At 60.8% G+C, this 24,720-nt stretch carries 29 protein-coding genes; 14 read left to right on the forward strand and 15 right to left on the reverse strand.

The window, feature by feature from the left end; genetic code table 11:
- Nucleotides 1-91 precede the first annotated feature (91 nt).
- From AC1DVF_RS25215 to AC1DVF_RS25225, 3 genes are read right to left on the reverse strand one after another with little or no spacing between them, the layout of a single operon-like run.
- Complete coding sequence (locus tag AC1DVF_RS25215; RefSeq protein WP_477783321.1) at nucleotides 92-502, reverse strand: SRPBCC family protein; 411 nt, start codon at nucleotides 500-502, stop codon at nucleotides 92-94.
- 21 nt (nucleotides 503-523) lie between these two features.
- Nucleotides 524-1,321 carry an SDR family NAD(P)-dependent oxidoreductase gene (locus AC1DVF_RS25220; protein WP_099756603.1) on the reverse strand — a complete coding sequence of 266 codons (798 nt, stop codon included), beginning with the start codon at nucleotides 1,319-1,321 and terminating at the stop codon, nucleotides 524-526.
- Nucleotides 1,318-2,340, reverse strand: a complete 1,023-nt coding sequence (locus AC1DVF_RS25225; RefSeq protein ID WP_477783322.1) for an aldo/keto reductase — start codon at nucleotides 2,338-2,340, stop codon at nucleotides 1,318-1,320. The genes AC1DVF_RS25220 and AC1DVF_RS25225 overlap by 4 nt, the downstream gene beginning before the upstream one ends.
- A gap of 113 nt (nucleotides 2,341-2,453) precedes the next feature.
- On the opposite strand from AC1DVF_RS25225, the gene AC1DVF_RS25230 reads away from it, so the two are divergent.
- Both AC1DVF_RS25230 and AC1DVF_RS25235 read left to right on the forward strand, forming a co-directional pair.
- Nucleotides 2,454-3,350: a LysR substrate-binding domain-containing protein gene (locus AC1DVF_RS25230; RefSeq protein ID WP_186625289.1), complete on the forward strand. Its 897-nt coding sequence runs from the start codon at nucleotides 2,454-2,456 to the stop codon at nucleotides 3,348-3,350.
- A 218-nt stretch (nucleotides 3,351-3,568) separates the two neighbouring features.
- Nucleotides 3,569-4,228 (forward strand): methyltransferase family protein, encoded by a 660-nt coding sequence (locus AC1DVF_RS25235; protein ID WP_477783323.1) that lies wholly within the window; start codon nucleotides 3,569-3,571, stop codon nucleotides 4,226-4,228.
- A 126-nt stretch (nucleotides 4,229-4,354) separates the two neighbouring features.
- Here AC1DVF_RS25235 and AC1DVF_RS25240 read toward each other — a convergent pair whose 3' ends face one another.
- Both AC1DVF_RS25240 and AC1DVF_RS25245 read right to left on the reverse strand, forming a co-directional pair.
- The gene (locus tag AC1DVF_RS25240; RefSeq protein ID WP_477783324.1) at nucleotides 4,355-5,023 is read right to left on the reverse strand and encodes an HAD-IA family hydrolase; all 669 of its coding nucleotides are present in this window, start codon (nucleotides 5,021-5,023) and stop codon (nucleotides 4,355-4,357) included.
- A gap of 78 nt (nucleotides 5,024-5,101) precedes the next feature.
- Nucleotides 5,102-5,515: a response regulator gene (locus AC1DVF_RS25245; protein WP_123450694.1), complete on the reverse strand. Its 414-nt coding sequence runs from the start codon at nucleotides 5,513-5,515 to the stop codon at nucleotides 5,102-5,104.
- Between the two features lie 199 nt (nucleotides 5,516-5,714).
- On the opposite strand from AC1DVF_RS25245, the gene AC1DVF_RS25250 reads away from it, so the two are divergent.
- Nucleotides 5,715-6,656 (forward strand): class I SAM-dependent methyltransferase, encoded by a 942-nt coding sequence (locus AC1DVF_RS25250; RefSeq protein ID WP_477783325.1) that lies wholly within the window; start codon nucleotides 5,715-5,717, stop codon nucleotides 6,654-6,656.
- A gap of 131 nt (nucleotides 6,657-6,787) precedes the next feature.
- On the opposite strand, the gene AC1DVF_RS25255 is transcribed toward AC1DVF_RS25250, so the two are convergent.
- Entirely contained in the window at nucleotides 6,788-7,561 is a 774-nt protein-coding gene (locus tag AC1DVF_RS25255; RefSeq protein ID WP_093441120.1) for a helix-turn-helix transcriptional regulator, read from the reverse strand.
- Nucleotides 7,562-7,671: 110 nt separating this feature from the next.
- Between AC1DVF_RS25255 and AC1DVF_RS25260 the strand changes: the two genes are divergently transcribed.
- Nucleotides 7,672-8,787 (forward strand): extracellular solute-binding protein, encoded by a 1,116-nt coding sequence (locus tag AC1DVF_RS25260; RefSeq protein ID WP_460091375.1) that lies wholly within the window; start codon nucleotides 7,672-7,674, stop codon nucleotides 8,785-8,787.
- Between the two features lie 158 nt (nucleotides 8,788-8,945).
- Nucleotides 8,946-10,064 carry a DmpA family aminopeptidase gene (locus AC1DVF_RS25265; RefSeq protein ID WP_477783326.1) on the forward strand — a complete coding sequence of 373 codons (1,119 nt, stop codon included), beginning with the start codon at nucleotides 8,946-8,948 and terminating at the stop codon, nucleotides 10,062-10,064.
- A gap of 346 nt (nucleotides 10,065-10,410) precedes the next feature.
- Here the strand turns inward: AC1DVF_RS25265 and AC1DVF_RS25270 are convergent, their stop codons facing one another.
- Nucleotides 10,411-11,043: a TetR/AcrR family transcriptional regulator gene (locus AC1DVF_RS25270; RefSeq protein ID WP_007908165.1), complete on the reverse strand. Its 633-nt coding sequence runs from the start codon at nucleotides 11,041-11,043 to the stop codon at nucleotides 10,411-10,413.
- 163 nt (nucleotides 11,044-11,206) lie between these two features.
- On the opposite strand from AC1DVF_RS25270, the gene AC1DVF_RS25275 reads away from it, so the two are divergent.
- Entirely contained in the window at nucleotides 11,207-11,647 is a 441-nt protein-coding gene (locus AC1DVF_RS25275) for a hotdog fold domain-containing protein (protein WP_034156174.1), read from the forward strand.
- Nucleotides 11,648-11,711: 64 nt separating this feature from the next.
- Here AC1DVF_RS25275 and AC1DVF_RS25280 read toward each other — a convergent pair whose 3' ends face one another.
- A complete protein-coding gene (locus tag AC1DVF_RS25280) occupies nucleotides 11,712-12,398 on the reverse strand; it encodes a GNAT family N-acetyltransferase (protein WP_186625276.1) in 687 nt (228 codons plus the stop codon).
- Nucleotides 12,399-12,549: 151 nt separating this feature from the next.
- Between AC1DVF_RS25280 and AC1DVF_RS25285 the strand changes: the two genes are divergently transcribed.
- The 3 genes from AC1DVF_RS25285 to AC1DVF_RS25295 all read left to right on the forward strand — a co-directional run bounded on the left by AC1DVF_RS25285 (nucleotide 12,550) and on the right by AC1DVF_RS25295 (nucleotide 13,795).
- Nucleotides 12,550-13,035, forward strand: a complete 486-nt coding sequence (locus AC1DVF_RS25285; protein ID WP_099756612.1) for a DUF3592 domain-containing protein — start codon at nucleotides 12,550-12,552, stop codon at nucleotides 13,033-13,035.
- Nucleotides 13,036-13,216: 181 nt separating this feature from the next.
- Nucleotides 13,217-13,540: a YXWGXW repeat-containing protein gene (locus AC1DVF_RS25290; RefSeq protein ID WP_007908150.1), complete on the forward strand. Its 324-nt coding sequence runs from the start codon at nucleotides 13,217-13,219 to the stop codon at nucleotides 13,538-13,540.
- Between the two features lie 42 nt (nucleotides 13,541-13,582).
- Complete coding sequence (locus AC1DVF_RS25295) at nucleotides 13,583-13,795, forward strand: YXWGXW repeat-containing protein (RefSeq protein WP_007908149.1); 213 nt, start codon at nucleotides 13,583-13,585, stop codon at nucleotides 13,793-13,795.
- Nucleotides 13,796-13,810: 15 nt separating this feature from the next.
- Here AC1DVF_RS25295 and AC1DVF_RS25300 read toward each other — a convergent pair whose 3' ends face one another.
- Together AC1DVF_RS25300 and AC1DVF_RS25305 are read right to left on the reverse strand one after the other, a co-directional pair.
- Entirely contained in the window at nucleotides 13,811-14,368 is a 558-nt protein-coding gene (locus AC1DVF_RS25300) for a YceI family protein (protein WP_460129250.1), read from the reverse strand.
- A 74-nt stretch (nucleotides 14,369-14,442) separates the two neighbouring features.
- Nucleotides 14,443-15,798 carry an MATE family efflux transporter gene (locus AC1DVF_RS25305; protein WP_460091383.1) on the reverse strand — a complete coding sequence of 452 codons (1,356 nt, stop codon included), beginning with the start codon at nucleotides 15,796-15,798 and terminating at the stop codon, nucleotides 14,443-14,445.
- Nucleotides 15,799-15,997: 199 nt separating this feature from the next.
- Between AC1DVF_RS25305 and AC1DVF_RS25310 the strand changes: the two genes are divergently transcribed.
- From AC1DVF_RS25310 to AC1DVF_RS25320, 3 genes are all read left to right on the forward strand, one after another.
- Nucleotides 15,998-16,561: a chorismate mutase gene (locus AC1DVF_RS25310; protein WP_093441152.1), complete on the forward strand. Its 564-nt coding sequence runs from the start codon at nucleotides 15,998-16,000 to the stop codon at nucleotides 16,559-16,561.
- A gap of 164 nt (nucleotides 16,562-16,725) precedes the next feature.
- The gene (locus AC1DVF_RS25315; protein WP_477783327.1) at nucleotides 16,726-17,049 is read left to right on the forward strand and encodes a hypothetical protein; all 324 of its coding nucleotides are present in this window, start codon (nucleotides 16,726-16,728) and stop codon (nucleotides 17,047-17,049) included.
- Between the two features lie 147 nt (nucleotides 17,050-17,196).
- A complete protein-coding gene (locus AC1DVF_RS25320) occupies nucleotides 17,197-18,837 on the forward strand; it encodes a sensor domain-containing diguanylate cyclase (RefSeq protein WP_093441156.1) in 1,641 nt (546 codons plus the stop codon).
- Here AC1DVF_RS25320 and AC1DVF_RS25325 read toward each other — a convergent pair whose 3' ends face one another.
- From AC1DVF_RS25325 to AC1DVF_RS25340, 4 genes are all read right to left on the reverse strand, one after another.
- Entirely contained in the window at nucleotides 18,838-19,131 is a 294-nt protein-coding gene (locus AC1DVF_RS25325; RefSeq protein WP_175553880.1) for a hypothetical protein, read from the reverse strand.
- A gap of 112 nt (nucleotides 19,132-19,243) precedes the next feature.
- Nucleotides 19,244-19,939, reverse strand: coding sequence for a hypothetical protein (locus tag AC1DVF_RS25330; RefSeq protein ID WP_477783328.1), 696 nt, complete (start codon nucleotides 19,937-19,939; stop codon nucleotides 19,244-19,246).
- A 197-nt stretch (nucleotides 19,940-20,136) separates the two neighbouring features.
- Nucleotides 20,137-20,523, reverse strand: a complete 387-nt coding sequence (locus AC1DVF_RS25335; RefSeq protein ID WP_477783329.1) for a c-type cytochrome — start codon at nucleotides 20,521-20,523, stop codon at nucleotides 20,137-20,139.
- A 52-nt stretch (nucleotides 20,524-20,575) separates the two neighbouring features.
- Nucleotides 20,576-21,907, reverse strand: coding sequence for an aminotransferase-like domain-containing protein (locus AC1DVF_RS25340; protein WP_477783339.1), 1,332 nt, complete (start codon nucleotides 21,905-21,907; stop codon nucleotides 20,576-20,578).
- 89 nt (nucleotides 21,908-21,996) lie between these two features.
- Here AC1DVF_RS25340 and AC1DVF_RS25345 point away from each other — a divergent pair, with 89 nt between their 5' ends.
- Nucleotides 21,997-22,890 (forward strand): DMT family transporter, encoded by an 894-nt coding sequence (locus tag AC1DVF_RS25345; protein ID WP_477783330.1) that lies wholly within the window; start codon nucleotides 21,997-21,999, stop codon nucleotides 22,888-22,890.
- Nucleotides 22,891-22,893: 3 nt separating this feature from the next.
- Here the strand turns inward: AC1DVF_RS25345 and AC1DVF_RS25350 are convergent, their stop codons facing one another.
- Nucleotides 22,894-23,709, reverse strand: coding sequence for an AraC family transcriptional regulator (locus AC1DVF_RS25350; protein ID WP_095048045.1), 816 nt, complete (start codon nucleotides 23,707-23,709; stop codon nucleotides 22,894-22,896).
- Nucleotides 23,710-23,840: 131 nt separating this feature from the next.
- On the opposite strand from AC1DVF_RS25350, the gene AC1DVF_RS25355 reads away from it, so the two are divergent.
- Complete coding sequence (locus AC1DVF_RS25355; protein ID WP_116254999.1) at nucleotides 23,841-24,353, forward strand: carboxymuconolactone decarboxylase family protein; 513 nt, start codon at nucleotides 23,841-23,843, stop codon at nucleotides 24,351-24,353.
- The last annotated feature ends 367 nt before the right edge of the window (nucleotides 24,354-24,720 follow it).

The following is a 24,720-nucleotide window of genomic DNA, read 5'->3' on the forward strand; positions in this document are numbered from 1 at the left end:
CCTCAAGGGACGCTCCGCGTTCCAGCTTGCGAAAGGGACGCGGAGCGTCCCGGGCTGCATTCCCACGCAGAGCGTGGGAACGATCATCAACTCAGGTTGGGTAATTGGCTCGCAGTGCCTCGAGGCCACCCTGATAGATGCCACTGAACAACGCCACCACTTCCTCATCACTCACGCCTTTGGCGTTGAAACGCCCCGACCACGTCACGCGGGCGCCCTGCCCCTGGGCTTCGACCTTGATCGTCGCCAGGTAATCAGTCGCCGGGAACGGTGCCTGTTCAATCGAATAGCTGTAGGTCTTCCCCGAGTTGTCGAACGCTTGCAGTCGCTCGATTACCACAGCGCCGTCAGCGGTTTGCAGGGTGCGCACGCGGCCACCGTCGCTCAGCCCACTCTTGGGAATAAAGGGCAGCCAATCGGGCAGCGTGTTGAAGCCGCCGATCAATTGCCAGACCTGATCGGCCGAGGCCGGAATGTCGATGGTTGCGGATGCTGTTGGCATAGATAAACGTCTCTCCAGAATTCAGATCGTCAGGCTGTCGACCACGCCGCCATCGACGCGCAATGCGGCGCCGGTGGTGGCCGAGGACAGCGGCGAAGCAATGTAGGTCACCAGGTGCGCGACTTCTTCGACATCCGCCACGCGCTGGATGATCGAGGTCGGGCGGGCCTTGAGCACAAAGGCATCGGCCTCATCGCGCAGGTTGCGCCCGGATTCGGCGGCGGCATCCTTGAGCATGTCTTGCAGGCCGTCGGTGAAGGTCGGCCCCGGCAGAATCGCATTGACCGTCACCCCGGTGCCAGCCAGACGTTTGGCCAGACCGTGGGACACCGCCAGATTGGCGCTTTTGGTCACGCCGTAGTTGATCATGTCCGCTGGCGTGGCCACGCCGGATTCAGAGGACAGGAAGATCACCCGGCCCCAGCCCTGCTCGACCATCGCCGGCACGTAGTGCCGCGCCAGGCGCACGCCGGAAATCACGTTGACCTCATAGAAACGCGTCCACTCGCTGTCCGGCGCTTCGAAGAAATCCACGGCGTCGAAGATGCCGAGGTTGTTCACCAGAATGTCCGCACGCGGTTCAGCGGCGAACAGCTTCTGCGCGCCCTCCGCGGTGCCCAGATCGGCAGCCAGACCACGCAACTGCGCACCCGGGACTTTCTCGCGAATACTCGCCAATGCCTGTTCAACTTTACCCGTGTCGCGGCCGATCACCACCACCGTGGCGCCAGCTTCGGCCAGCGACTGGCTGATGCCCAAGCCGATACCAGCAGTGCTGCCGCTGACAATGGCCAGTTTTCCACTCAGATCAATCTTCATGCTTTCACCTCATCGATTGGCAATGGTGCACGTTCAGAAACCAGTTGGGCGTCGCGCATCGCCTGCCAGAAACCGGCAGGAATACTGGCCGACAATGCCGCGACGTCTTCGGCGATGCGTTGCGGTTTGCTTGCGCCGGGAATCACCGCCGCAACAGCGGGATTGGCCAGCGAGAACTGTAGCGCAGCGGCTTTGATATCAACGTTGTAAGCGGCGGCGATGCGTTTGATCTGCTCGACCTTGGCGATGACTTCAGGGCTGGCCTGCTGGTATTCGAAGTGCGAGCCGCCGGCGAGAATTCCTGAGCTATAAGGGCCACCGACGACGATTTCAACGTTTTGCGCCAGCGCTGCATCCATCAGGCGTTGCAACGGACGTTCGTGGTCGAGCAGCGTGTAGCGGCCAGCCAATAGAAAGCCATCCGGCTGAGCTTCGCTGAGGTCGAGGGTCAGTTCACATGGCTCGACTTTGTTCACGCCCAGGCCCCAGCCTTTGATCACGCCTTCTTCGCGCAAGCGGGTCAGCACTTTGAATGCACCAGTGCGGGCCTGATTGAAGTACTCCAGCCATTGATCGCCGTAGAAGTCTTGAGCGATGTCGTGCACCCAGACGATGTCGAGGCGATCGGTTTGCAGGCGTTTGAGGCTGTCCTCAATGGAGCGCAGGGTTGCATCGGCGCTGTAGTCATTGACGATCTTGTTCGGGCGACCGTGTTCGAATACACCACTTTTTTCGCCGAGATCGCGGGCGGCGGCGTCTTCGATTTCATCGAGAATCACCCGGCCGACCTTGCTGCTCAGCACGTAATCGTCGCGCTTGTATTGCTTGAGTGCCTCACCAAGGCGGATCTCCGACAGCCCCGAACCGTAAAACGGCGCGGTGTCGAAGTAGCGCACACCGGCATCCCAGGCGGCATGCACAGTGGCCTGCGCTTCTTCTTCGGGGATGGCGCGAAACATGTTGCCCAGTGGTGCGGTGCCGAAGCCCAGTTGGCCGGACAGTTTGTCTTTCAAGCTCATGGGTTTTTCCTCAATAGGTTCTGGGTCTGTGTGACCGTTGAGCAGATCCTAGATTGCGACACCGAGACCGTCCAAGACATAATCTGCAGTACTTGAGTCCCTATAGGTCTGACATGATCGACATCCGCCAATTGCGCTACTTCGTTGTAGTCGCCGAGGAAGAACACGTCGGCCGCGCCGCCGAACGGCTGCATATTTCCCAGTCGCCGCTGAGCCGGCAGATCGCCCAGCTCGAAGAACGCCTGGGCCTGACGCTGTTCGAGCGCAGCCAGCAACGCATTCGCCTGACCCGTGATGGCCAGACCTTCCTCGCCGAAACCCGCGCCCTGCTCACCCACGCCAATCGCCTGGAATCCCTCGGCAAGCGCCTTGGCCGTGGCGAAGAAGGCGGTTTGTGCATCGGCTATATCGAAAACGCCATGCATGCCGGGGTTCTGCCCAATGCCTTGCGCGTGTTACGCGTGGACCGGCCGAATGTGCATGTCGCGTTGTACAACCTCAGCTCCGCCGAGCAATTGGAGGGCTTGCGACAGCGTAGTCTCGATATCGCGTTGGTGAGCGAGCCGCCGACCGATGACGATCCGGATCTGCTGGGTTTCCAGGTGCTCGATGACCCGATGCTGCTGGCGTTGCCGGAGCAACATCCGCTGGCGCAGCGAGCTGCGTTGAACCCGGAGGATCTGGCCAATCAGGAATGGATCGGCGTGCAGCCGCGTCAGGACGCCAACGATGAGTTCGTCAGCGCCTGCATCCGCGCGGGATTCACCCCGGATGTGCGCATGCAGGCGACCGAACCGTTTACCGCGCTGGGGTTGGTGGCGTCGGGGTTGGGGATTGCGATGATCCAGAAAGGCCTGAGCCATAACGCACCGCCGGGCGTAGTGCTGCGGGAGCTGCCGTGGCTGACCTTGACCACGCCATTGTGGGCGGCGTGGCACCGGATCAATCTGCGGCCATTGGTGGAAACCTTCAGGAAAGTCCTGACTGACGGTGAGATAGCTGCTGACTGAAAGGGCCTCTTCGCGAGCAAGCTCGCTCCCACAGGAATTCGTGTCGTTCACAGAATTGAAATCTACCCCATAACCTGTGGGAGCGAGCCTGCTCGCGAAGGGGCCGGCACATCCAAGATCAAAATCGACTGACCCAACGCCTTCGCGAGCAGGCTCGCTCCCACAGGTTTTGCGGTGGATCTACACTCATCAGATCAGCATCCAGCCGTGAGTTGACCATGAGAATGTCCGCACAAATGACCGTCGTCGCGGTACTCGCCACCCTCGCCTACCTCGGCCTGGCGGTGTGGGGCATTGGCGGCGTGGCGATGTTCTTTTCCCACGGTTCGCTGGTGATCGTCGCACTGGCGACGGTGGCCATGGTGATTGCTTCGCTATTCAGCGAGGTCAACCTCAGTTCCGGCGAGCGTGAAGACCGCGCCAATCGCTGGGTGATTCCGGCGTTTGGCGTAATTGGTCTGGTCAGTGGTTTTCTGCCGGCCTATTGCGACCGGGTGAATTTCTGGACGCTGGGCGGTGAAGGCGTGCGTTGGCTCGGCGCATTGCTGTTTATCGTCGGCGGCGTGCTGCGGTTGTGGCCGGTGTTTGTGCTGGGACGGCGGTTCAGTGGATTGGTGGCGATTCAACCGGGGCACCGATTGGTGACCGATGGCATTTACCAACGGCTGCGCAATCCGAGTTATCTGGGGTTGGTGATCAATGCCGTGGGCTGGGCATTGGCGTTTCGTTCGGTGGTCGGGTTGATGCTGGCGGCGCTGACGCTGATCCCGTTGATTGCCCGGATTGATTCGGAAGAAGCCCTGCTGCGGGCGCAGTTTGGCGCGGAGTACGACGCTTATTGCGCACGGAGCTGGCGGTTGGTGCCGGGGGTTTATTGATTTTCGAACTCACTCAGGATCCTGTGGGAGCGAGCTTGCTCGCGAAGACGGCGGCACAGTCACTATTGATGGTGGCTGACCCATCGCTTTCGCGAGCAAGCTCGCTCCCACAGGGATTTCGGGGTGTCAGTTTTTTTGCAGGTGGAGTTGACCGTCGCTATCGATCTTGACGCTGATCGCAGCATAACTGGCCAACGTCGCATGGGTGGTTTCCAGCGGATGCTGATGCGTGGTGGTGATGATCATCAACGCCGCGCCAGCCGCTTCGGCAGCCTGAATACCAACGGTGGCGTCTTCGAAGATAAGACAATCACGAGGCTCCAGACCCAGTCGCTTGGCCGCCAGTAAATAGCCGGCCGGATCAGGTTTGCCAGCCTTCACATCTTCCGCGGTGATCATCACCGCAGGCTCTGGAATCCCCGCCGCCGCCATCCGCCGCAACGCCAGATCCCGTGGTGCCGACGTCACCATCGCCCAGCGATCTTTGGGCAGGCTATTGAGAAATTTCGCCGCGCCAGGTATCTCGACAATGCCTTCAACGTCTTCGATTTCCGCCTCGGTGATGAACGCCGCTTGCGCCTCGGCATCCACCCCCGGCAGGTTGAGCCGGGTGATGGTGTCGATCGCGCGCACACCATGAATGGTCGGCAAAAACGTTTCCACATCGACGCCATGGCGCACGGCCCAAGCTGCCCAGATCCGCTCGGCGGCGGCAATGGAATTGAGGACGGTGCCGTCCATGTCGAACAGAAACGCGCCGAACGCGCGATCGAAGACGTTATCGTGAGCAGACAAAAGATCGCATCCTTTGACAAGACTGGGCGGATTGGCCGGGCAATGTAGCATTTTTGCCCAGCGATTCGTCCCGGCATCTCAGTGCAGGCGCGGAGCCTTGGACTTGAACGCGCTATCCACGCAGTCGAGTAACTGACCGATGGCCCACGGCTTCTTGATGAACGCCACCGGGTGCTTGACCCCCGATGTCTCCGGGGTTTCATAGCCGGACATGACCATGACCGGCTTGTCCGGCCAGCGTTCGCCGACCAGATTGGCCAACCCGGCGCCATTGATTTCGCCGGGCATGGTGATGTCGGTCAGCAGCAAGGCCACTTCCGGCGCGTGCTCTTCCAGATACAGCTTGGCGTCGTCCGCGCTGGTACGTGGCTCGACTTTGAAACCTTCCTCCTGAAGAATTTCGCAGAGAAACTCCAGAATCAACGGATCATCCTCAACCACCAGAATCAATCCGTCAGGAAGGTGCGCGTCCGCCGTAGGTGTTGGGCACATGGAACTGCACTCCCTGAATTGCATTAACGATTTAGCGGCTTGAATCCGCTGCTTAACTGGTATGAGCAGCGGGCTCTGCAGAAATTCATTTTTGATACAGGTCTTTTGCGAAACGGCGTTTTTGCCAGTCAGCGGCAATCGTTCGCGACGGTGTATTTGTGGTTAAAATGCCGGCCCTTTTGCTTGCCGATCCTGACCGATGAACCCTGAAGCCCTCGCCACCCTCCATGCCCATCTGCTGCCGGCCCTCGCGGCTGCACCGAGCGAAACCCGTCGCCTGTTCCACGGGCGCGGACGCTGCTGGGCCGGGCTGGAGCAGTTGACGGTGGACTGGCTGCAAGGCGTGGTGCTGGTGTCGCTGTTCAAGGAGCCGGCGCCTGAGCAACTGGACGATCTCAAGGCGTCGCTGATGAAACTCACCGGTTCCGCCGAATGGAAACAGTCCGGCGCCCACACGTTGCTGATCCAGCATCGCTATTTGCCGCAGAGCACTGCCGAGTGGCTGCTGGGTGAAGAGATCGACGAAATGAGCATCGTCGAGGGCGGCTTGCAGTACCGCGTCGATCTGGGCCGCAAGCAGAACGCCGGGCTGTTTCTCGACATGCGTTACGGGCGCAACTGGGTGCGCGAGCAGGCCAACGGCAAACGTGTGCTCAATCTGTTTGCCTACACCTGCGGTTTTTCCGTGGCGGCCATCGAGGGCGGYGCCAGTCATGTGGTCAACCTGGACATGTCCCGCGCGGCCCTGAGCCGTGGCCGCGACAATCATCGCTTGAACGGCCATGACCTGAGCAAAGTCAGTTTCCTCGGCCACGACCTGTTCAAGTCCTGGGGCAAGGTGATCAACAGCGGCCCGTATGATCTGGTGATCATCGATCCGCCGTCGTTCCAGAAAGGCAGTTTCCTGCTGACCAAGGATTACCAGCGCGTGCTGCGCCGCTTGCCGGAATTGCTCACGGCGCAAGGCACAGTGCTGGCGTGCATGAACGACCCGGCATTCGGTTCGGACTTTCTGATTGATGGCGTGACTCAGGAAGCACCGAGTCTGCGCTTTGTAGAGCGGCTGGAGAATCCGCCGGAGTTTCCGGACATCAACCCGCAAAGCGGCCTCAAAACCCTGGTTTTCCAACGCACCACCTGACACCCCGAAGATCCCCTGTGGGAGCGAGCTTGCTCGCGAAAGCGTTTTGTCAGTCGCCAGTGAGGTTGACTGATCTACCGCATTCGCGAGCAAGCTCGCTCCCACAGGTTTATGTGTACGACCGATGATCTTTAGTGAGAGCGCAGCACCAGCGCAAACAACTCGCCATGCCCGGTGACATTGAGCTTGTGATACAGATTGCGTCGATGCACTTTGACCGTCTCCGGCGAAATGCCCATCTGCTGGGCCATCGCCTTGCTGGAAAAGCCCTGCAAAATCAGCCGCGCCGTATCGACCTCACGCACCGTCAGCCGCGCGTCGAAGCGGTCGAGCAACGTCGCCAGATCCCCAACCACCGTTTCCGCCACCGCGCCCTGCGGCGGCAGCAACTGCACATGCCGACGCATTGCCGCCAACACCCAATCGCGCACGCACAACAACCGGCCCTGCTCGGCCATGTCGAACGGCGTCGAACGGCCCAATGACAAACCGAGCACGCCGCCCTCGACGTTGATCATGAACTGCAACTCGTCCTCGCCCACCACCGAACGAAAGTAACTCTGGTAGTACTCGCTGTGCAGAAACTGGTCCGGCGCCACCGAGGCGAGGCTGTGCAAACCATCAGCAATGCCGGTCGAGGCGCTCTGGTAAAACGGATCGAGCAGGTACATTCCGGCGCTGTAACCGGCCAGTTCTTCCTGCTCGTCGGGGCGGCCCTTGCTGTCGAAGTCGATCAGCAATTGCGGCGCCTGCCCGGCTTTCATCAGCGCCACCAGCGCGTTGTCCAGCGGCACCAGCAGCCGCAACGTGTCCACCAGCGCACGCCAGAAACCGTCCTGACCGACACCGGCAAATACCCGCGCCAGGCTCTGATGCACTGGCAGTTCCTGCAGCAACGCGTCCACGCTCTACCCCTTTTGAGTAACCCATGATGGGAATGGGTCAGGCGTGACCGGCCCGATAGGCTGACCACTCCTGTTCATCACCGGCCTGCACAGGCCAGGAGTGCCGCATCATGCGTGGTCACCGTGGCTGTATCAACCTCAGCATTCAACTGGGCCTGCTGGCCGGTATTGGCGCCAGCTCGATCGCCCTGGCCGCTGACGCGCCGAGCGTGCACGTCTACAACTGGTACGACTACATCGGCCCGAACACCCTCCACGACTTCCAGCGCGACAGCGGTATCCAGCCGGTCTACGACACCTTCGACAGTGCCGAAGTCCTCGAAGGCAAATTGATGACCAGTCGCAGCGGCTACGACGTGGTGGTGGCAAGCAACTTCAGCCTGCCGACGCTGATCAAGGCCGGCGCCCTGGCCCCGCTGCCACGCGAGCAACTGGCGGGCTGGAAGAATCTTGATGCCGATTTGTTGGCAAAACTGGCCAACAACGATCCCGGCAATCAATACGCCGTGCCGTATCTGTGGGGCACCAACGGCATCGGCTACAACGTCGACAAAGTACGCGCAGCGCTAGGCGACAAGGCGCCGGTGGACTCGTGGGATCTGGTGTTCAACGAAGCCAACCTCGCCAAACTCGGCCAGTGCGGCGTGGCGATGCTCGATTCGCCGTCGGAGATGCTGCCGGTCGCCCTGCACTATCTCGGCTTGCCACCCAACAGCACCGATCCCGAAGACTATAAAAAAGCCGAAGCGCTACTGCTGAAACTGCGCCCGCACATCGCCTATTTCAACTCGTCGAAATTCATCAGCGACCTGTCCAACGGCAACATCTGCGTGGCGGTCGGTTGGTCGGGCGCGATGCTGGAAGCCAAGACCAATGCCGAGCAGGCCAACAACGGCGTGAAAATCGCCTACAGCCTGCCCAAGGAAGGCGCGCCGGTGTGGTTCGACACGTTGGTGCTGCTCAAGGACGCGCCGAATCGGCCCCAAGGGCTGGCGTTTATCGACTATCTGCTGCGCCCCGAAGTGATTGCGCCGGTCAGTGATCATCTGTCGTACCCCAATGGCAATCGCGCCGCGACAGCGCTGGTGGCCGCCGCCACGCGGGACAACCCGGCGGTTTATCCATCGGCCACGGCGATGGCCACGCTGTACACCCTTGAACCCCTGCCCAAAGCCACCGAACGCGTGCGCACGCGGGTGTGGAGCAAGGTCAAGAACGGCCAGTAACCCCTTTTGAACATTTCACCAAACCCTGTGGGAGCGAGCCTGCTCGCGAAAGCGGTGGGTCAGGCACTGATGCGTTGAAAGTGCCGACGCCTTCGCGAGCAGGCTCGCTCCCACAGGGGCGGTGAACAACCCTGCATTTTTTAGAGAGACAGAAATCAATGAAACCTCGTGCCCGTGACCTCAACATCCGCATCGGCCAACTGCATCCCGGCCCGCTCAACGCCATCACTGATGTCCCCGGCGTACGCGTCGGCCACAGCAATGTGCGCGGCCGCAGCAGCGCCGGACGGGACATCTGCACCGGCGTGACGCTGATCGAACCGCGTCCGGGTTCGACCAATCAGCAACCGTGTTTCGCCGGCGTGCATGTGCTCAACGGCAATGGTGACGCCACCGGGCTTGAATGGATTCGCGAGGCGGGTCTGCTGACCAGCCCGATTGCCTTCACCAACACCCACAGCCTCGGTGTGGTGCGCGATGCCTTGGTTGTCCTGGATCGCCAGCAGCAAGCCGACGACGGCCGTCTCTACTGGAACATGCCAGTGGTGCTGGAAACCTTTGACGGCTTGCTCAACGATATCAACGGTTTTCACGTGCAGCCCGCGCATGTGGCTGAAGCCCTGAAAAACGCGGTCGACGGCCCAGTGGTGGAAGGCGCCGTCGGCGGTGRCAGCGGCATGATCTGCCATGAATTCAAGGGTGGCATCGGCACCTCGTCGCGGCGTTTGAGCAGTGCCCAAAGCGGCTGGACCGTCGGCGCGATCGTGCAGGCCAACCACGGCATTCGCAGCGAACTGCGGGTCGATGGCTACCCGGTCGGGCGTTACATGGAACAGAAAGATTCACCGTTCTTGCGCGCCTCATTGCCGCATCCGGGCATGGGCTCGATCGTCGTCTGCCTGGCGACCGATGCGCCGCTGTTGCCCCACCAGTGCACACGCCTGGCACAGCGCGCGAGCCTCGGCCTGGCGCGCACCGGCGGCGGCAACGAGGATCACAGCGGCGACATCTTCATCGCCTTCGCCACCGGCAACGCTCATGTGCCACCGGCAGCCTACGAAGGCAAAGGCGCGCCGACCTGTGACGGCTTGCGCATGGTCAATAACGACCATATCAGCGAGTTGTTCCTGGCCGCGACCGAGGCGGTTGAGGAAGCGATCATCAATGCCTTGCTGGCCAGTGACAGCACCGAAGGCAACGGTCACTCGGTGCCGGGACTGGATGCCGAAACCCTGCTCGCTGCCCTCGAAAAATCAGGCTGGCCCGGCGCCCGCTGACAGCGCAAAAACACTGTAGGAGCTGCCGGAGGCTGCGATCTTTTGATTTTGCTTTTAAAAGACAAGATCAAAAGATCGCAGCCTTCGGCAGCTCCTACAGGGAGTCTGTGAGCATTCATGAAAGAGGCCAGCGTCTAGTTGCCCGGGCGACTGGCGGTACTTGAGCCGCCACTTGCACACTCCTACGATGGAATCACGCAGTAGCTCCGTTCTTCGAGCACTGCGTAGGCACGGGTGCTCTGAACCCCAATCAAGCCCGTGCCTTGCTTCATGCGCACCTTGAGCCTCACGGGCTCCACTTCCTCCCCATCAAAGAGCTTTGAGGCTCTTTTTTTGTCTGCGTAAATCAGCAGTCCGGCGGCGCGTCGGCGCAAATCGAGCGCCAGGCCGCTTGTGCCAGCAACTCGCGATAGTCCGCCGGGCTGCCCTTCACTCGTCCGGCCAACCAGGCGCGGCAGTAACTGTCGGCCTGGCCGATGATCAACGACGGCAACAGTTCGGCGGGCAGCGCCTTGAGTTCGGCAGCGCGTCCCGATTCGGCCAGCCAGTCGCGCAGACGCAGATTGCGGGTCTTGTTGCGCTCGGTCAGTTCGTCTTTGAACGGCCCTTTGGTCACGGCAAATCGTGCGTGGTACTGGAAGCGCGCCCACTGCGGTTGACGTTCGACCCAATCGACGTAGCTGAACACCAGCGCCTGCACACCTTCCTCGGTGGTTTTCGCAGCCTCCAGATAGGCATCGCGCAGGCGCGCCTGATCCTCCAGCGCGGTGAAAAACAATGCGGCGACCAAGCCCTCCTTGTTACCGAAATGGTGATAGATCGCCCCGACGCTGGTGTCGCACTCGGCGCGAATCATGTCGATGGTGGTGGCCTCGATCCCCTGTTCATTGAACAGGCTCAGCGCCTTGCGAAAGATATCGCGCTTGAGTTCGGCGCGACGGCCGGGGTAACTGCGTTCCAGTAGATCTGCGGTGTCCATGCGGCTGACTGCCTGAAAATCGGATTGAAAGGCACACGTCGTGCCCATGAAAAAAACACGCACAGGTTGACAGATTTCCCGCAGACCGAATACCGTTCCGTTGCAGAATATTATTCTGCAACGGAACATCATTCTGCAAATTCACTTTTCGCGAGGCGTTTCCATGAGTCAGTTTCTCAGCATGTTCAACAGCGCAGGTCCGCAAGCCTTCAGCCAGATGGCCTGCCAGGTCGCGCCGTACTTCAGCACCATCAACCCGCTGGTGACCGAGTTGCGCGCCAATGCGGCGACGGTGCAAGTGCCGTTCCGTCGAGAGATCACCAATCACCTCGGCACCGTGCATGCCATTGCCATGTGCAACGCCGCAGAACTCGCCGCCGGGATGATGACCGATGTATCGATCCCGGCCGGCGCACGCTGGATCCCCAAAGGCATGACCGTGGAGTACCTGGCCAAGGCGAAAACCGATGTGACGGCAGTGGCCAGTGGTGAAGGTGTGGATTGGCAAAGCGAGGGCGACAAGATCGTCACCGTGGATATTCGCGACACCGAGGGCAAGCACGTGTTCACGGCGCGGATCACCATGAACGTCAAACTCGGCTGAATGACGCGCACAAAAAAGCCCTTGCTGCGCGATTCACAGCAAGGGCTTTTTCGCCGAAGCGAGGTCAGTGCACGGTCAGGCGCTGGCGGACAAACTCCTCGACATGGCGAGTGGTCTGATCGAGGTGCCGGTCGCGCTGTTTCTCGGCATCGAGCATCGCCCGTTTGCCATTTTTCTGCAGCAGGTAGGTGTGGATCTGCTGCACTTCCAGCGAGCGGTAAATCGGCGTGGTGTCGATAAATCCGCGCAAGCCATTGCTGCGGTAATGCCGGGTGCTCATCAACACCTGGGTTTCACGCTGGCCAATCACCTCAAAGCCCAACGCTTCGAAGTACGGGACTTTGCCGATCGTGCAGGCCAGCTCCGCATGGGGATAACGCCCGACCATCTCACCGATCATCGCCCGCGCCACGCCCTGGCGCCGATGCCCTTCGCGCACCGCCATGTAGGCCACGCTGCAGGCTTCCCAGTCGCCCTGCACCGGCAGGTACAACAGAAAACCGATCACTTGCTCCGGATCATCCTCGTCGGTGGCCACCAGCAACTCCACGTCGATACCCTTCTCGCCATTCAACGCTTCCAGATACAGATGCACCTCATAACCGACCGCGTACTGATAGACGTTGTACAGCAGGTTGCTCGGGCCGAGGCCGACCGCACTGATGTCGGTCAGGTAGTCGACGACCATCTGCAGGATCTGGCTGTTGACGGCCTCGGGGCATGGGGATTTGTAGTGGGTGATGCGTGGCATGACGAACTCCGACGGTAAAAAGCGTTGCCGACCGCCGCAGCGGTCGACGAACCGCGACATCATACCGTGACGCACGCGCTCGACGTCTAAAGTTCCTGTTCCGAGCGCCGATGTAACGGTCTCCTACAAATGTCACCACCAGGGATCGGCCATGTACTACCCGCGCGAAGCTGCCAAGGATCACCTTTACAACCGTATCGTCATGCTGACCGTTGCTTGCTGCGTGGTTTTGCTGCTCGCTGCAATGGCGCACAAGTCGGGCATGCTTTATGGGGCGCTGAGTTTCAACGGTGTGGAAACCCGCGGCAGCGTCACGGCACTGGAAAAGATTCCAATGAACGCCAACGGCAAGGTCATTCACTATCAATACACCGATGCCCAAGGCCAGACCCATGAAGGGCAACACGCCGACGAACGCTACGTCGAGCATACCCAATATGAAGTCGACGGCCCCATCACCCTGCTGGTGTCGCCGTGGATGCCGGATAAAAGCTGTATCGCCAGCCAGTTGCAGAGTTACCGTACGAGCTTCTACATCATGACCGGCGGTGTGTTGCTCGCACTGCTGTTTCTGCTGATCTCGGGCAGGACGTTCTGGCAGATTCAGGTAATGAAAGAACAAGACCGGTTTTATTGAGTCCAGCCTCACAGGCAACAACCTTCACGCGCGCCGGGCGTCTTGCTGCGGCGCCATCCTGACGTTCTCGCACCGCCCTCCCTGAAAAAAATTTCATCCACCTCAGACGGGATCTTTCGCAAATCAGGCATCCAATTCTGCAGCTGCGTTCAATTTTCGACGCAGGCCTTGAGGAGTTGTCATGAGCGTTTTGCGTTCCCTGTCCAAATGGCGAAAAACCCTGCTGCTGGTGCCGTTGACGCTGGCGGCGCTGAGCAGCGCCCCGGTGTTTGCGCAACCGGTGGTGATCGTCCAGCAAGCCCCACCGCCGATGCGCATGGAAGTGATGCCCGGCGCACGTCCCGGTTATGTCTGGGATCAAGGTCATTGGCGCTGGCAAGGACGCGGTTACGTATGGATACCCGGCCACTGGCAACCGGTGAGGTACGGCGCGCGCTGGAAACCCGGGCACTGGCAGGCACGCGGACCAAACTGGTTCTGGGTCGAGGGGCATTGGGTGCGATGAATGCGCGACAGCCTGACCATCACTTCTTGCGAGAACACCACCATGTCGAAGACCGTTAAAGCACTGCTGGCCGCCACGCTGGTGGCCGTCACGTTGTCCGGTTGCGTCGTCGAACCGGCCCGTCCGCATCGGCCTCCGCCGCTGGTCGAGGTCGTTCCGGTGATGCCGGCGCCGGGTTATCACTGGGTTGCGGGGCACTATCGCTGGGGCGGCAACCAATGGCGCTGGGTGCCGGGGCACTGGCGGGCCTATTGATTGCAAAGGCGGGCGTCACTGCTGTGGCGCCACCACTTTGAATTTGATGGCGATGTCCTTGGACACCACGGTGTCCGCCCACTCGCCCGCGCCGAGGCCGAACTCGTCACGCTTGAGCACCAGTTCACCGTCGAAAATGCCGATGGCACTGTCCGGTTTCAATTCCACCGGCACCTGCACTTCACGGGTAATGCCTTTTAGGGTGAGCTGGCCAGCAATCAGGTAGTGGTGCTCGGCCACTTGGGTGAAGTGGCTGGATTCGAAAACCGCGACAGGGAATTTTTCAGTGTCGAACCACGCCGGTTTCACCAGCTCGGTGTTGGCGTCTTCGCTGCCGGCATCGATGCTGTTGAGGTCGATGTGCAAGGTGGTACGGGCGTTGGCGAGGTTGTTGGTATCGAAGTCCAGCGTCGCCTCAAACTTTCCAAAGGTGCCGTACATCGGCGAGCCCATCTGGTTGTAGGTAAAACTGATCTGGCTTGCGGTGGTGTTGACCCGCGTGTATTCGACAGCCCGCGCGGTACAGATGACGCACAGCGAACACGCGGCAACCAGCAGCAATCGGATCGACATGGGATTCTCCGGGCGGGGCTAGCCGTCGAGGGCCTCGATTGAATTAAGCAAACATCCGACTGTTACGCCAGCGCCTACACCAGACGCTCGATCTTCTGATGCTGCCAGACCAGTTTGTAATAAAGGGTCTGCAACACCAGCATGCCCAGATAGGCCACCGGAAACGCCATCCACACACCCTGCAAACCGTACTGCCCGTCCAGCCAGTACGCCGCTGGCAGTTGCACGCCAACCACGCAAATGATCGCAATCGCCACCGGCACCAACACCGTGCCGCTCGCGCGCATGATCCCGCCGATGATTGCCTGGAAGCCGAACACCAACAGGCTCCACAACATGATGTGCAGCAGATGCTCAGCCATCGCCCGGGTCGAGTCCTCGGTCAGGAACAGCCCCAGCAGCCAGTGCGACAACAGGTAGCCGAGCACAATCAAACCGCCGGTCAGGCACACGTTGATCAACAGCCCGGTGCGCAGAATCGGCCCCATGCGCTCCAGCCGCCCGGCGCCGATGGCCTGCGCACCGAGAATCGACGCGGTGATCGCAATCGACAACGCCGGGAACTGCACATAGTTGACGATCTGCGTCACCGCCCCATACGCGGCGGTCGCTTGCGAGCCGTGCTGGTTGACCAGCGCCAGGATCACCAGCTCCGACAGCGACAGCACAATCATCTGCACGCCGGTCGGCAGGCCGATGCGCAAGACCTTGCCGAGAATCGCCCCGTCAAGGCGCAGCGCGGCGAAGAACTCCCGATCCGGCGCCAACGGGTGCCCTTTGCGAATCAGGCGCCACGCCAGCCATGCCATCGCCGCCAGGTTACCGGCCAGCCCGGCGTACGCCGCACTCTGAATACCCAATTGCGGCAAGCCGAACCAGCCGCGAATCAGCGCCGGGGTCAGGGCCAGCCCGACACAGGTCGAGACCATCAGCGCCAGCAATGGCGACAGCGTATCGCTGACCCCGCGCAACAGCTGGGTGAACAACACAAACACCAGCAGCGACGGCAAGATCCACATCATCACATGGGCATACGCCACCGCATCGTCGAGCACATCCGCCGGCGTCCCCAGCCCCGTCAGCGCCTGCCGCGCGAACACGCTGCCCAATACCGCCGCCACCAGACCGATCAACACCCCGAGCAACAGCGTTGCCCCGGCAATCGCCTTGACCATGTGCGGCTCACGCGCGCCCCACGCCTGACCGATCAACACACCGGCGCCCGCGCCGAGGCCGATCACCAGTGCGATAAAGAAGAACACGATGGGAAACATCCCCGACACCGCCGCCAACGCCTGGGTGCCGAGCATCTGGCCGATGTAGATGCTGTTGACCGTGCCCGACATCGATTGCAGAAAGTTCGACAGCACCATCGGCGCGAGGAACAGCAGGTAGGTGTGCCAGAGTGGGCGTTGGGCGACGGCTTGCATTGAATAGAGGTCCATCTCGACGGCGGGAGGGCTGATGGAGGATAGCTTCGGTGAGTTGCACGCGGGGCGCAATTAACATTTCAAATCGGTGTTTATGACCGGTGGCCGCGCCTGTGTAACGGACACGCTTCTGTAGGTGCAAGTTCAGAGCTGTGGTAAACAACTGCCCACTTTCACTTCTCTCATTGAGGCTCTGTTCATGCCGCGCTTTGCCCATCTGCTGACCGCCACCCTCCTCGCCGTGCTCACCACCAGCGCGCACGCCGCCGCGCCTGGCGAAACGTTGAAGCCGTTGCTGGAAACACTCAACGAACGCCTGAACATCGGCGACCTCGTCGCGCTGACCAAATGGGACAGCGGCAAGCCGATTCAGGACAGCCCGCGTGAAGCGCAGGTTATTGCCAATGCCCGCAACCTGGCCACCGAGCGCCAGCTCGACGCGGAAGACGTGGCGCAACTGATCGCCGCGCAAATGGAGGCGAATAAACTGGTGCAGTACGGCTTGCTCGCACAATGGCAAGCGTCCGGCGCTGCGCCGGACACCCCGCGCCCCGACCTGGCTAAACAGATTCGCCCGCGTCTGGATGAGCTGCAAACACGCCTGCTGCAGCAATACGCCGATTTCGCGCCGTATCGCCATGATGCGAATTGCCCGGTGTGGCTGGCCAAGGCGCGCATCGGTCTGGCCCACGACGCGCTGCATGAACTGGCCCTGACAAGGGCGACCGGTGAGTTGTGTGTGCGGGCGGCGAACTCGCGCTGAGAAACGGCCAGATCAAAAGATCGCAGCCTGCGGCAGCTCCTACAAGGGATTGGTGAACCATCATTGCGGTCGATGTTCACCATCACGGCAATGAAGTTCTCATAAAAATTCCACGGCGTAACATCAGCTCCATACCAACCAACAACACCCCGGAGCACACGATCATGAAACGCCAGACCCTTCTCAGCATCGCTTTCTCGGTTTTCGCCATTAACGCTTTTGCCGCCACCCCGGCACACACCCAAGTCGCAGAAGGCGGCTCGGACAAGTTGATTGAAAGTCGTGTTGCTGAGGGCGGTTCTGATCGCCTGATCGAACGTCGTGTTGCTGAAGGTGGCGCTGATCGCCTGATCGAACGTCGTGTTGCTGAAGGTGGCGCTGATCGYCTGATCGAACGTCGTGTTGCTGAAGGTGGCGCTGATCGTCTGATCGAACGCCGCGTTGCTGAAGGTGGCGCTGATCGCCTGATCGAACGCCGCGTCGCATAACTCTGCGGCTTCATCGCAATCACAATGAAAGCCCGGCCTGATCAGCCGGGCTTTTTCACGTCCGGCGCCATCCATTCCCCGACTGGCCACCCACCGCCCATTGCGCATACCATGCGGCCACAACTCCAAAACAGACCTCGACTGCCCATGCTCAAAGCCAGTCTGCGTAGCCACCTCACCCTTTGGTTTGCCGGTTTATCCCTGCTGACGCTGCTGAGCGTGGGCTTCTATGTCGGCCATATCGCCACGGAACAAATGAAGCAGGCCAGCGGCAATGCGTTGCTCAACACCGCGCGCTCGGCTGCATCGTTGTTGGGTGAACGACTGCGCGAACGCCAGTTGGAGGTGTATCTGCTCAGCCGTGCGCCGCATCTGGAGCGTGGTGATCTGGATAACCCGGCGATTCTGAAATCGATGCAACTGCGCACCCAGGCCCGCACCGAGTATGCGTGGATGGGCGTCACCGATGCCGAGGGCAAGGTGCATCAGGCGGTGAACGACTTGCTGGTCGGCCAATCGGTGCAGCAACGGCCCTGGTTCCAGGCCGGGTTGCGCGGCGAGTACACCGGCGATCCTCATGAGGCGGTGTTGCTGGCGAAAATGCTGCCGGCCCTGCCGAACGGTGAACCGCTGCGCTTCATCGATTTCGCCGCACCGATCCGCAACGCAGACGGCCAGGTGATTGGTGTTCTTGGCGCCCACGCACACTGGAGCTGGGTGACGCGCATTGTTGAGTCGGCGGCGCTTTCGCATAAAAACTCAACGCCGGATATCGAAGCGTTGATCATCGATCACGATGGCAAAGTGCTCTACCCGGAAGCGCTGATGGGTCAGCAACTGGCAATTGACACCAAAAGGCAAGGCTGGACGGCGGGCAACGGATTCCTCACCAGCGTGGTCACCGTACCGACGCCATCGAGTACGGTGCTGTCATGGTCGATTGCCGTGCGCCAGCCATTGGAAACCGCACTGCAACCGGCGCGCCTGCTGATGTACAAATTGCTGATCCTGGGTGTGGTCGCGGCGGTGCTGTTCGGCTTGGTGGCTTACTACCTGGCGCTGTACCTGAGCCGACCGATCGAACAGCTCGCGCGCTCGGCGCGGCAAGTGCAAAACCAACAGCCCGGTGCGCAATTCCCGCTGCAGCACCCGGTGCTGGAAATTGCCCAGCTCGGCCAGTCCATTGATGCCATGACGCAATCGCTGCTCGGCAAAGAGCGCGAGCTGCAAGAGGCCAATGCCTCGCTGGAAGCAACCGTCGCGCAACGCACCGCTGCGCTGACGCAGGCCAATGCCGAATTGCTCAGCCTGGCGACCCACGACAGTTTGACCGGCGTTTACAACCGTCGCCGTTTCGACGAGAAACTCACCGAATACACACTGCTGTTCCGCCGCACCGGACGTCCGTTCTCCCTGCTGCTGATCGATGCCGATCACTTCAAGCGCATCAATGATTCCCACGGCCACGCAGTGGGTGATGATGTGCTGCAACAATTGGCGCAGTTGATTCAGAGCAGTTTGCGCACCACGGACTTCGTCGCCCGTTACGGCGGCGAAGAGTTCGCTGTGCTGTTGCCGGAAATCGCCAAACCCGACACCCCGGAAGTTGTCGCCGAGAAGATCCGCGTGGCGGTCGCCGAAGCTCACTTCCCGGTGATCGGGCAAGTGACGGTCAGCATCGGCATCGGCTTGGCGGACCCGGCCGATAACAACCACAACGCACTGATCAAACGCGCCGATCAGCAGTTGTATCAGGCCAAGGCGGCAGGTCGTAATCAGGTGGCGTGATCAGCCCTTCTTCACTTCGCAAATCCCGTTGGCCCGGTTCTTCCCGGTGTACGACACCGCAGGCGAACCGTCGGGATTGATGCTCAGGGAAATGGTCACGCCCGCGCCTTTGGTTTCGAAGTAGTTCTCATTGAATTTCTTTAACTGGCCTTCCTTGCCATTGATGTAGATCGGCCCGCCTTCATCGGCGTGCACTTCGATCTTGCCCGGGCACGTCGCGTTGAGCATAGGGATGCCGGCATGGGCGATTGCGCTGACAAGCAACAGCGGGGCTGCCAGTAGCAGAGATTTCATGGTGAGCTCCTTGAGTGCAACGGTGTGCCGGACGATAGGGAAATACCGCACAAGTACCCTATCGACCCGTGACCGACTGCAGCGTTCCGCGAACACGATCGCGTTGTGCCAATTACTGTTTCAAGTGATCGACCAGCTTGTTGACCACCAGATCGGACACATGGCTGAACGCTTTGCGCAACGCCTCGGGATCCGTGGCGTACTGCTCCGGTGTATAAGCGATGGTGTTGGCATCGTTGGATACAGAGATCGTGTCGAAATTACGCCATACCGCTGAGCCGTTGCGCTTGATTTGCGCCGTGGCACCGATGACGGGATACAACACGGTGCTGAAGTTCTTCAGGCAGAGGCCCCATTGCGAGACCAGAATTTCGACCTCGGCATCGGCTCGCTCACCCTCGCCCACCACGGTAAACAGATGTTCCTGCTGTACGCGTTTTTCGAAGCTTTGCCGGATCAACTGGCTCAGGTCGATGCCATTGGCCTTCATGTTGTTGCGAATCGCCAGAGTGATATCGCCGGTGGCCACGTCCGCCGCTTTCCTCCCTGCCACAGAGCCCGCCCCCGTTAACGCACCGGCGCCAGAAGTCGAAGCACCTGAGGCCATACCTGCCGCTGCGCCGGCTCCAGCACCCAGGCCGGCGCCCCAGGCCTGCGTCATGCTGGTGTATTGAAAGTTATCGACGGCAACAAACACCGGCAGCACTTTCACGGTTTTGATCTGCTGGCGGTCTTCAACGCTGAGATCTTTGGTCACGCAACCCGTCAGCAAAACGAGGGCAGCAACAGCGACGAGTAGCTTTTTCATGTCATTTTTCAATCAGGGACTTGGGTGTCCGGCATATCGCCCGAACACCGCAATACTTGAGTCGCGAAGAAGACGTAGTGGTGACGGTCATGACCCTGGCGGCGGAATCAATCGAGCGTGATGGAGGGGGTTGCCACAGAGAGCATCAACCGACATCGCGGCACCTCAAAAACACGCACGCCCTGTAGGAGCTACCGTTATTGCGTGAAGGTCTGGAGGTACGCCAGCAAATTGTCGAGTTTTTCTTCGTCGCTCAAGCCCCAGAAAATCATCCGCGTACCGGGCACCACGCCTTTCGGGTCCTTCAGATAGGCGATCAGCGTTTCGCGATCCCAGGTCACTCCCGAGTTCTTCATCGCCTCTGAATACACGTAATTCGCTGACGTACCGGCGGGCCGACCGATGATGCCATTGAGTTGCGGACCGAATCCGGGGCGGGCCGATTCGCCGACCTGATGGCAGCCGCCGCACAGACGCGGAAAAATTTTCGCGCCGGCTTCGGGGTCGCCTGCGGCGAGGGTGAACGTACTGGACAGGCCAGTGGCGAGCATCAGGGYGAGTGACAGTGCAGCGGTGTTTTTCATCGAGGGTTCCGGATCGGTCTGCATCGGGCGACGCAAGGGTAGCATTATGTTTTTACAGGTAAGCGCCAATGATCTTTCTGACTTTGCTCAACGCCTGACGCAACACGTCCATCTCTACCGAGCCCAACGCCAGGCGAATCGCATGCGGCACATGACCCGCCACCGAAAACGGTTCGGCCGTGGTGACGGAAATCTGCTCGTGCATCAGCTCGACGACAATCTGATCGGCGCGCACATCTTCCGGCAGCGGTAGCCACAGGAAATACGACGCCGGATGACCAATGCTCGGCAGGCCTTTCAACACTTCGTTCGCCAGTGCCTGCCGCGCCTTGGCGTCGTTGCGCTTCTGTTCTTCCAGCACCGTTACCGTGCCGTCGTCGAGCCAGCCACAGGCGATGGCAGTCATGACGCCTGGGGTGTTCCAGGTCGTGGCGCGGATGATGCGTTCCAGTGCTGGCACCACGTCGGTCGGGGCGGCGATGAAACCGACACGCAGGCCTGTGGCGATGTTTTTCGACAGGCCCGAGAAGTAAACCGTGCGCTCCGGCGCCAGATCGATCAGCGTACGCGGTGGGTTTTCAACCAAAAAGGCGTAGGCCGCGTCTTCGATTATTGTCAGATCATGTCGCCGGGCAATCGCCACCAACTGCTCGCGCTGCGCCAGCGGCATCACCCAACCCAACGGGTTGTGCAACGTCGGCATGCTGTACACGGCGCGCACCGAGCGGCTGCGACAGAGTTTGTCCAGCGCGGCGAGATCCGGCCCTTGATCACCGAGCGCAATGGCTACGACTTCCAGATGCAGCGCTTCGGCCAGCACCTTGAACCCGGAATAGGTCAGCGCGTCGGCGGCGATCACATCGCCGGGTTTGAGCAGCGCCATCAGCGTGACGGCCAGGCCTTGCTGGGCACCGTTGACGATCAGCACTTGCTCGGCCTCGACCCTCACCCCGCGCGTCAGCAGGTGCCGCGCGACCGATGCACGCTCGTGGCCGCGCCCGGCGTGCGGTTGATAACGCAGCAACGCCTCCAGATCGCCGGACAACGCCAATTGGCGCAACGCTGTGCGCAACAAATCCGCCTGACCGGGCAACGACGGATAATTGAAATTGAGGTCGATCATGCCGACCGCCACGTCTTTCTGATCGATGCCCTGCCCCGGCGACAACGACGTTTCGCGGACAAACGTACCGCGCCCGGTCTCGCCGCTGATCAGGCCCATGGCCTCCAGCTCTGCATATACCCGCGAGGCCGTGACCAGTGCCAGCCCTTCTTGAGCGGCCAGTTGCCGGTGGGTCGGCAACCGTGTACCCGGCGGCAACATCCCCGAGCGAATGTCCGCCGCGTAGGCGTCAACCAGTGTCTTATAGCGCGAACGTGGCATGCCGGATGTATCCATGACAATTCTTTGATTGTGCTGATTCTCGGTTCTAGCATGACCGCAATGCAACCCACTTCCGAGCGTGAACGGTGATGGAAAGGACTTCGAATCTGACGACCCCGGCACTGGAAAAAACCAGTGGCTGGATCAACGGTTCTATCGGCGTGGTGATCTTCAGCGGTTCGCTGCCGGCCACGCGTATGGCGGTGCTGGAGTTCGATCCGGTGTTTCTCACGGTGGTTCGCGCCGCCATCGCCGGGGTGTTGGCGGTGGCGCTGTTGTGGCTGTTTCGCGAGCGGCGCCCGGCGCGCAATCAGTGGTTGTCGCTGTTGATTGTCGCGCTGGGCGTGGTGCTTGGTTTTCCACTGCTTACCGCCCTGGCGCTGCAACATGTGACGTCGGCGCATTCGATTGTGTTTGTCGGCTTGCTGCCACTGGCCACAGCGATTTTTGCTGTGCTGCGCGGCGGTGAGCGGCCGCGACCGGTGTTCTGGATTTTCTCGATGCTCGGCAGCGCGCTGGTGGTCGGCTTCGCGCTGGCACAAGGTCTGACTGCCTCGCCCACTGGCGATCTGCTGATGCTCGCGGCGATTCTGGCCTGTGGTCTCGGTTATGCCGAAGGCGCGAAGTTGTCGCGCACTCTCGGCGGCTGGCAGGTGATTTGCTGGGCGCTGGTGCTTTCGCTGCCACTCATGGCGGTGTTGAGTGTGTGGCTGGCGCCCGCCTCGTTCAACACAATCAGTCTGTCGGCGTGGCTATGTCTGGGCTACGTGTCGCTGTTCAGCATGCTGATCGGTTTTGTGTTCTGGTATCGCGGTCTGGCTCAGGGCGGGATTGCCGCGGTCGGTCAGCTGCAATTACTGCAGCCGTTTTTCGGTCTGGCGCTGGCGGCGACGCTGCTGCATGAACAGGTCAGCCTCGGCATGCTCGCCGTGACGTTTGGCGTGATCCTGTGTGTCGCCGGGGCGAAGAAATTCGCCAAATGATCCTCAGGCACCCGCCTTCCACTCGCGTGGGCTGAGCCCGGTCTTGCGCCGAAACGCCCGGGCCAGCGCCGAAGGACTTTCGTAACCGACCTCTTCGGCAATCAGCGCAATCGGTCTGCCTTCGCGCAGGCGTTTCTGCGCCAGACTGACGCGCCAGCTCAGCAGGTAATCGGCCGGCGTTTGCCCGACAACCCGGCGAAACTGCTCGGCAAACCCGGCGCGGGACAGGTTGGCGACAGCGGCCAGATCCGCCACGCTCCAAGGTTTTTGCGGTTGCTCGTGCATCAGGTTCAAGGCACGGGACAGGCGTGGATCGGCCAGACCGGCGATCATCCCCGGTTGTTGCTCCCGACTGCTGATCAAGTGCCGCAGCAACAGAATCACCAGCAGTTCGAACAGGCGATCCATCACCGCCACCCGCCCGCAATGACCTTCGAACGCTTCCTTGAACAGCCATTCCACGGTGTTGCCCAGTTCCGGGATGTCCGTCAGTTTCAGCACCAGATAATCCGGCAGCGCCGCCGCCAGGGCATTGCCGGAGCCGCCATCAAACGTCAGCGTGGCGCAGACCAGTCGGGTGTCCATGGCTTCATCGGCAAACATGCGATGGGTAAAGGGTCGGGGGAAGAAGATCAGCGACGGTTCGCTCAGACGAATCTCACGCTCGTTGCCCGGTTTGAGCAGCAATTCACCGGCCTGCAAAAGATGCACATGCCCCACCGGCTCGTTGTCATGAACGCTGACGCCGCAAAACGCGCCGCTGTGGAACGTACCGGCATTCACGCCGAAATGGCTGAGCAATGTTGAAAGGCGATCCATGGACGACTCCGAGGGCATATCTGGACGATCTGCCGCATATCCTCGACGATTTGCCGCCAATCCACCAGCCCGGCTCAATAACATGACCTCCATCCCCGGCGCACTTCGCACCGGACTTTCGGAGAATCACCATGAGCCGCATCCACGCTATCAGCCTCGAAACCGCCGCCGACGCCAGCCGCCCTGTGCTGGAAGGCGTGAAGAAGAAAATCGGTTTCCTGCCCAACGTCTTCACCACCCTGGCCAAAGCACCCGTGGCCCTCGAAACCTACGTGCAAGCCTCGGCCATCCTCGGCAAGACCTCGCTGAACGCCCAGGAAAAAGAAGCCGTGTACCTCGCCACCTCACAGGTCAACGGTTGCGACTACTGCCTGGCGGCACACACCTTGTTTGCCGGCAAAGCCGGGCTCTCGGCGCAGGACATCGTCGCCGCACGCCAGGGCGAGCTCAACGCCTACGCCACCCTCGCCCGTCAGCTGACCGAAAGCCGCGGCCATTTGACTGATGAACAAATCGCCGCCGCCCGCACTGCCGGCATCGACGACGTGAAGATCATCGAAGTGATCGCACTGGTGGCCGTACAGAGCCTGACCAACTACCTGAACAACGCGGCACTGACCGATATCGACTTCCCGGCCATCTGAAGTCTGGCCACACAACAACACCAGTGGGAGCGAATCTGCAAGCGCTAGCGGCGTGTCATTCAAAGCATCTTTGACCGACCCGACGCCATCGCGAGCAGGCTCACTCCTACAATTGAATCGCCTACAACCCGCCAGAAACAGGTCGGCTGTCAGGCCGCCTTCGCGAGCAGGCTCGCTCCCACAGTTTTAACGTGCGTACAACCCCAGCGGCAAAGCCGCCCCACTCAACAGGATGAGCGTTAGCTCGGCTGCAGCTCTTGATCTTGATCCACGGGCGACGTCGGAAGGCTGAGTGGAGGGATTCATCCGGGCGTGGGAGCGCAGCGACCGTTTGGCGCAGCCAAACACAGCGAGAGGAGGTGCAGCG

This window comes from Pseudomonas sp. P4_D7, assembly GCF_056401755.1.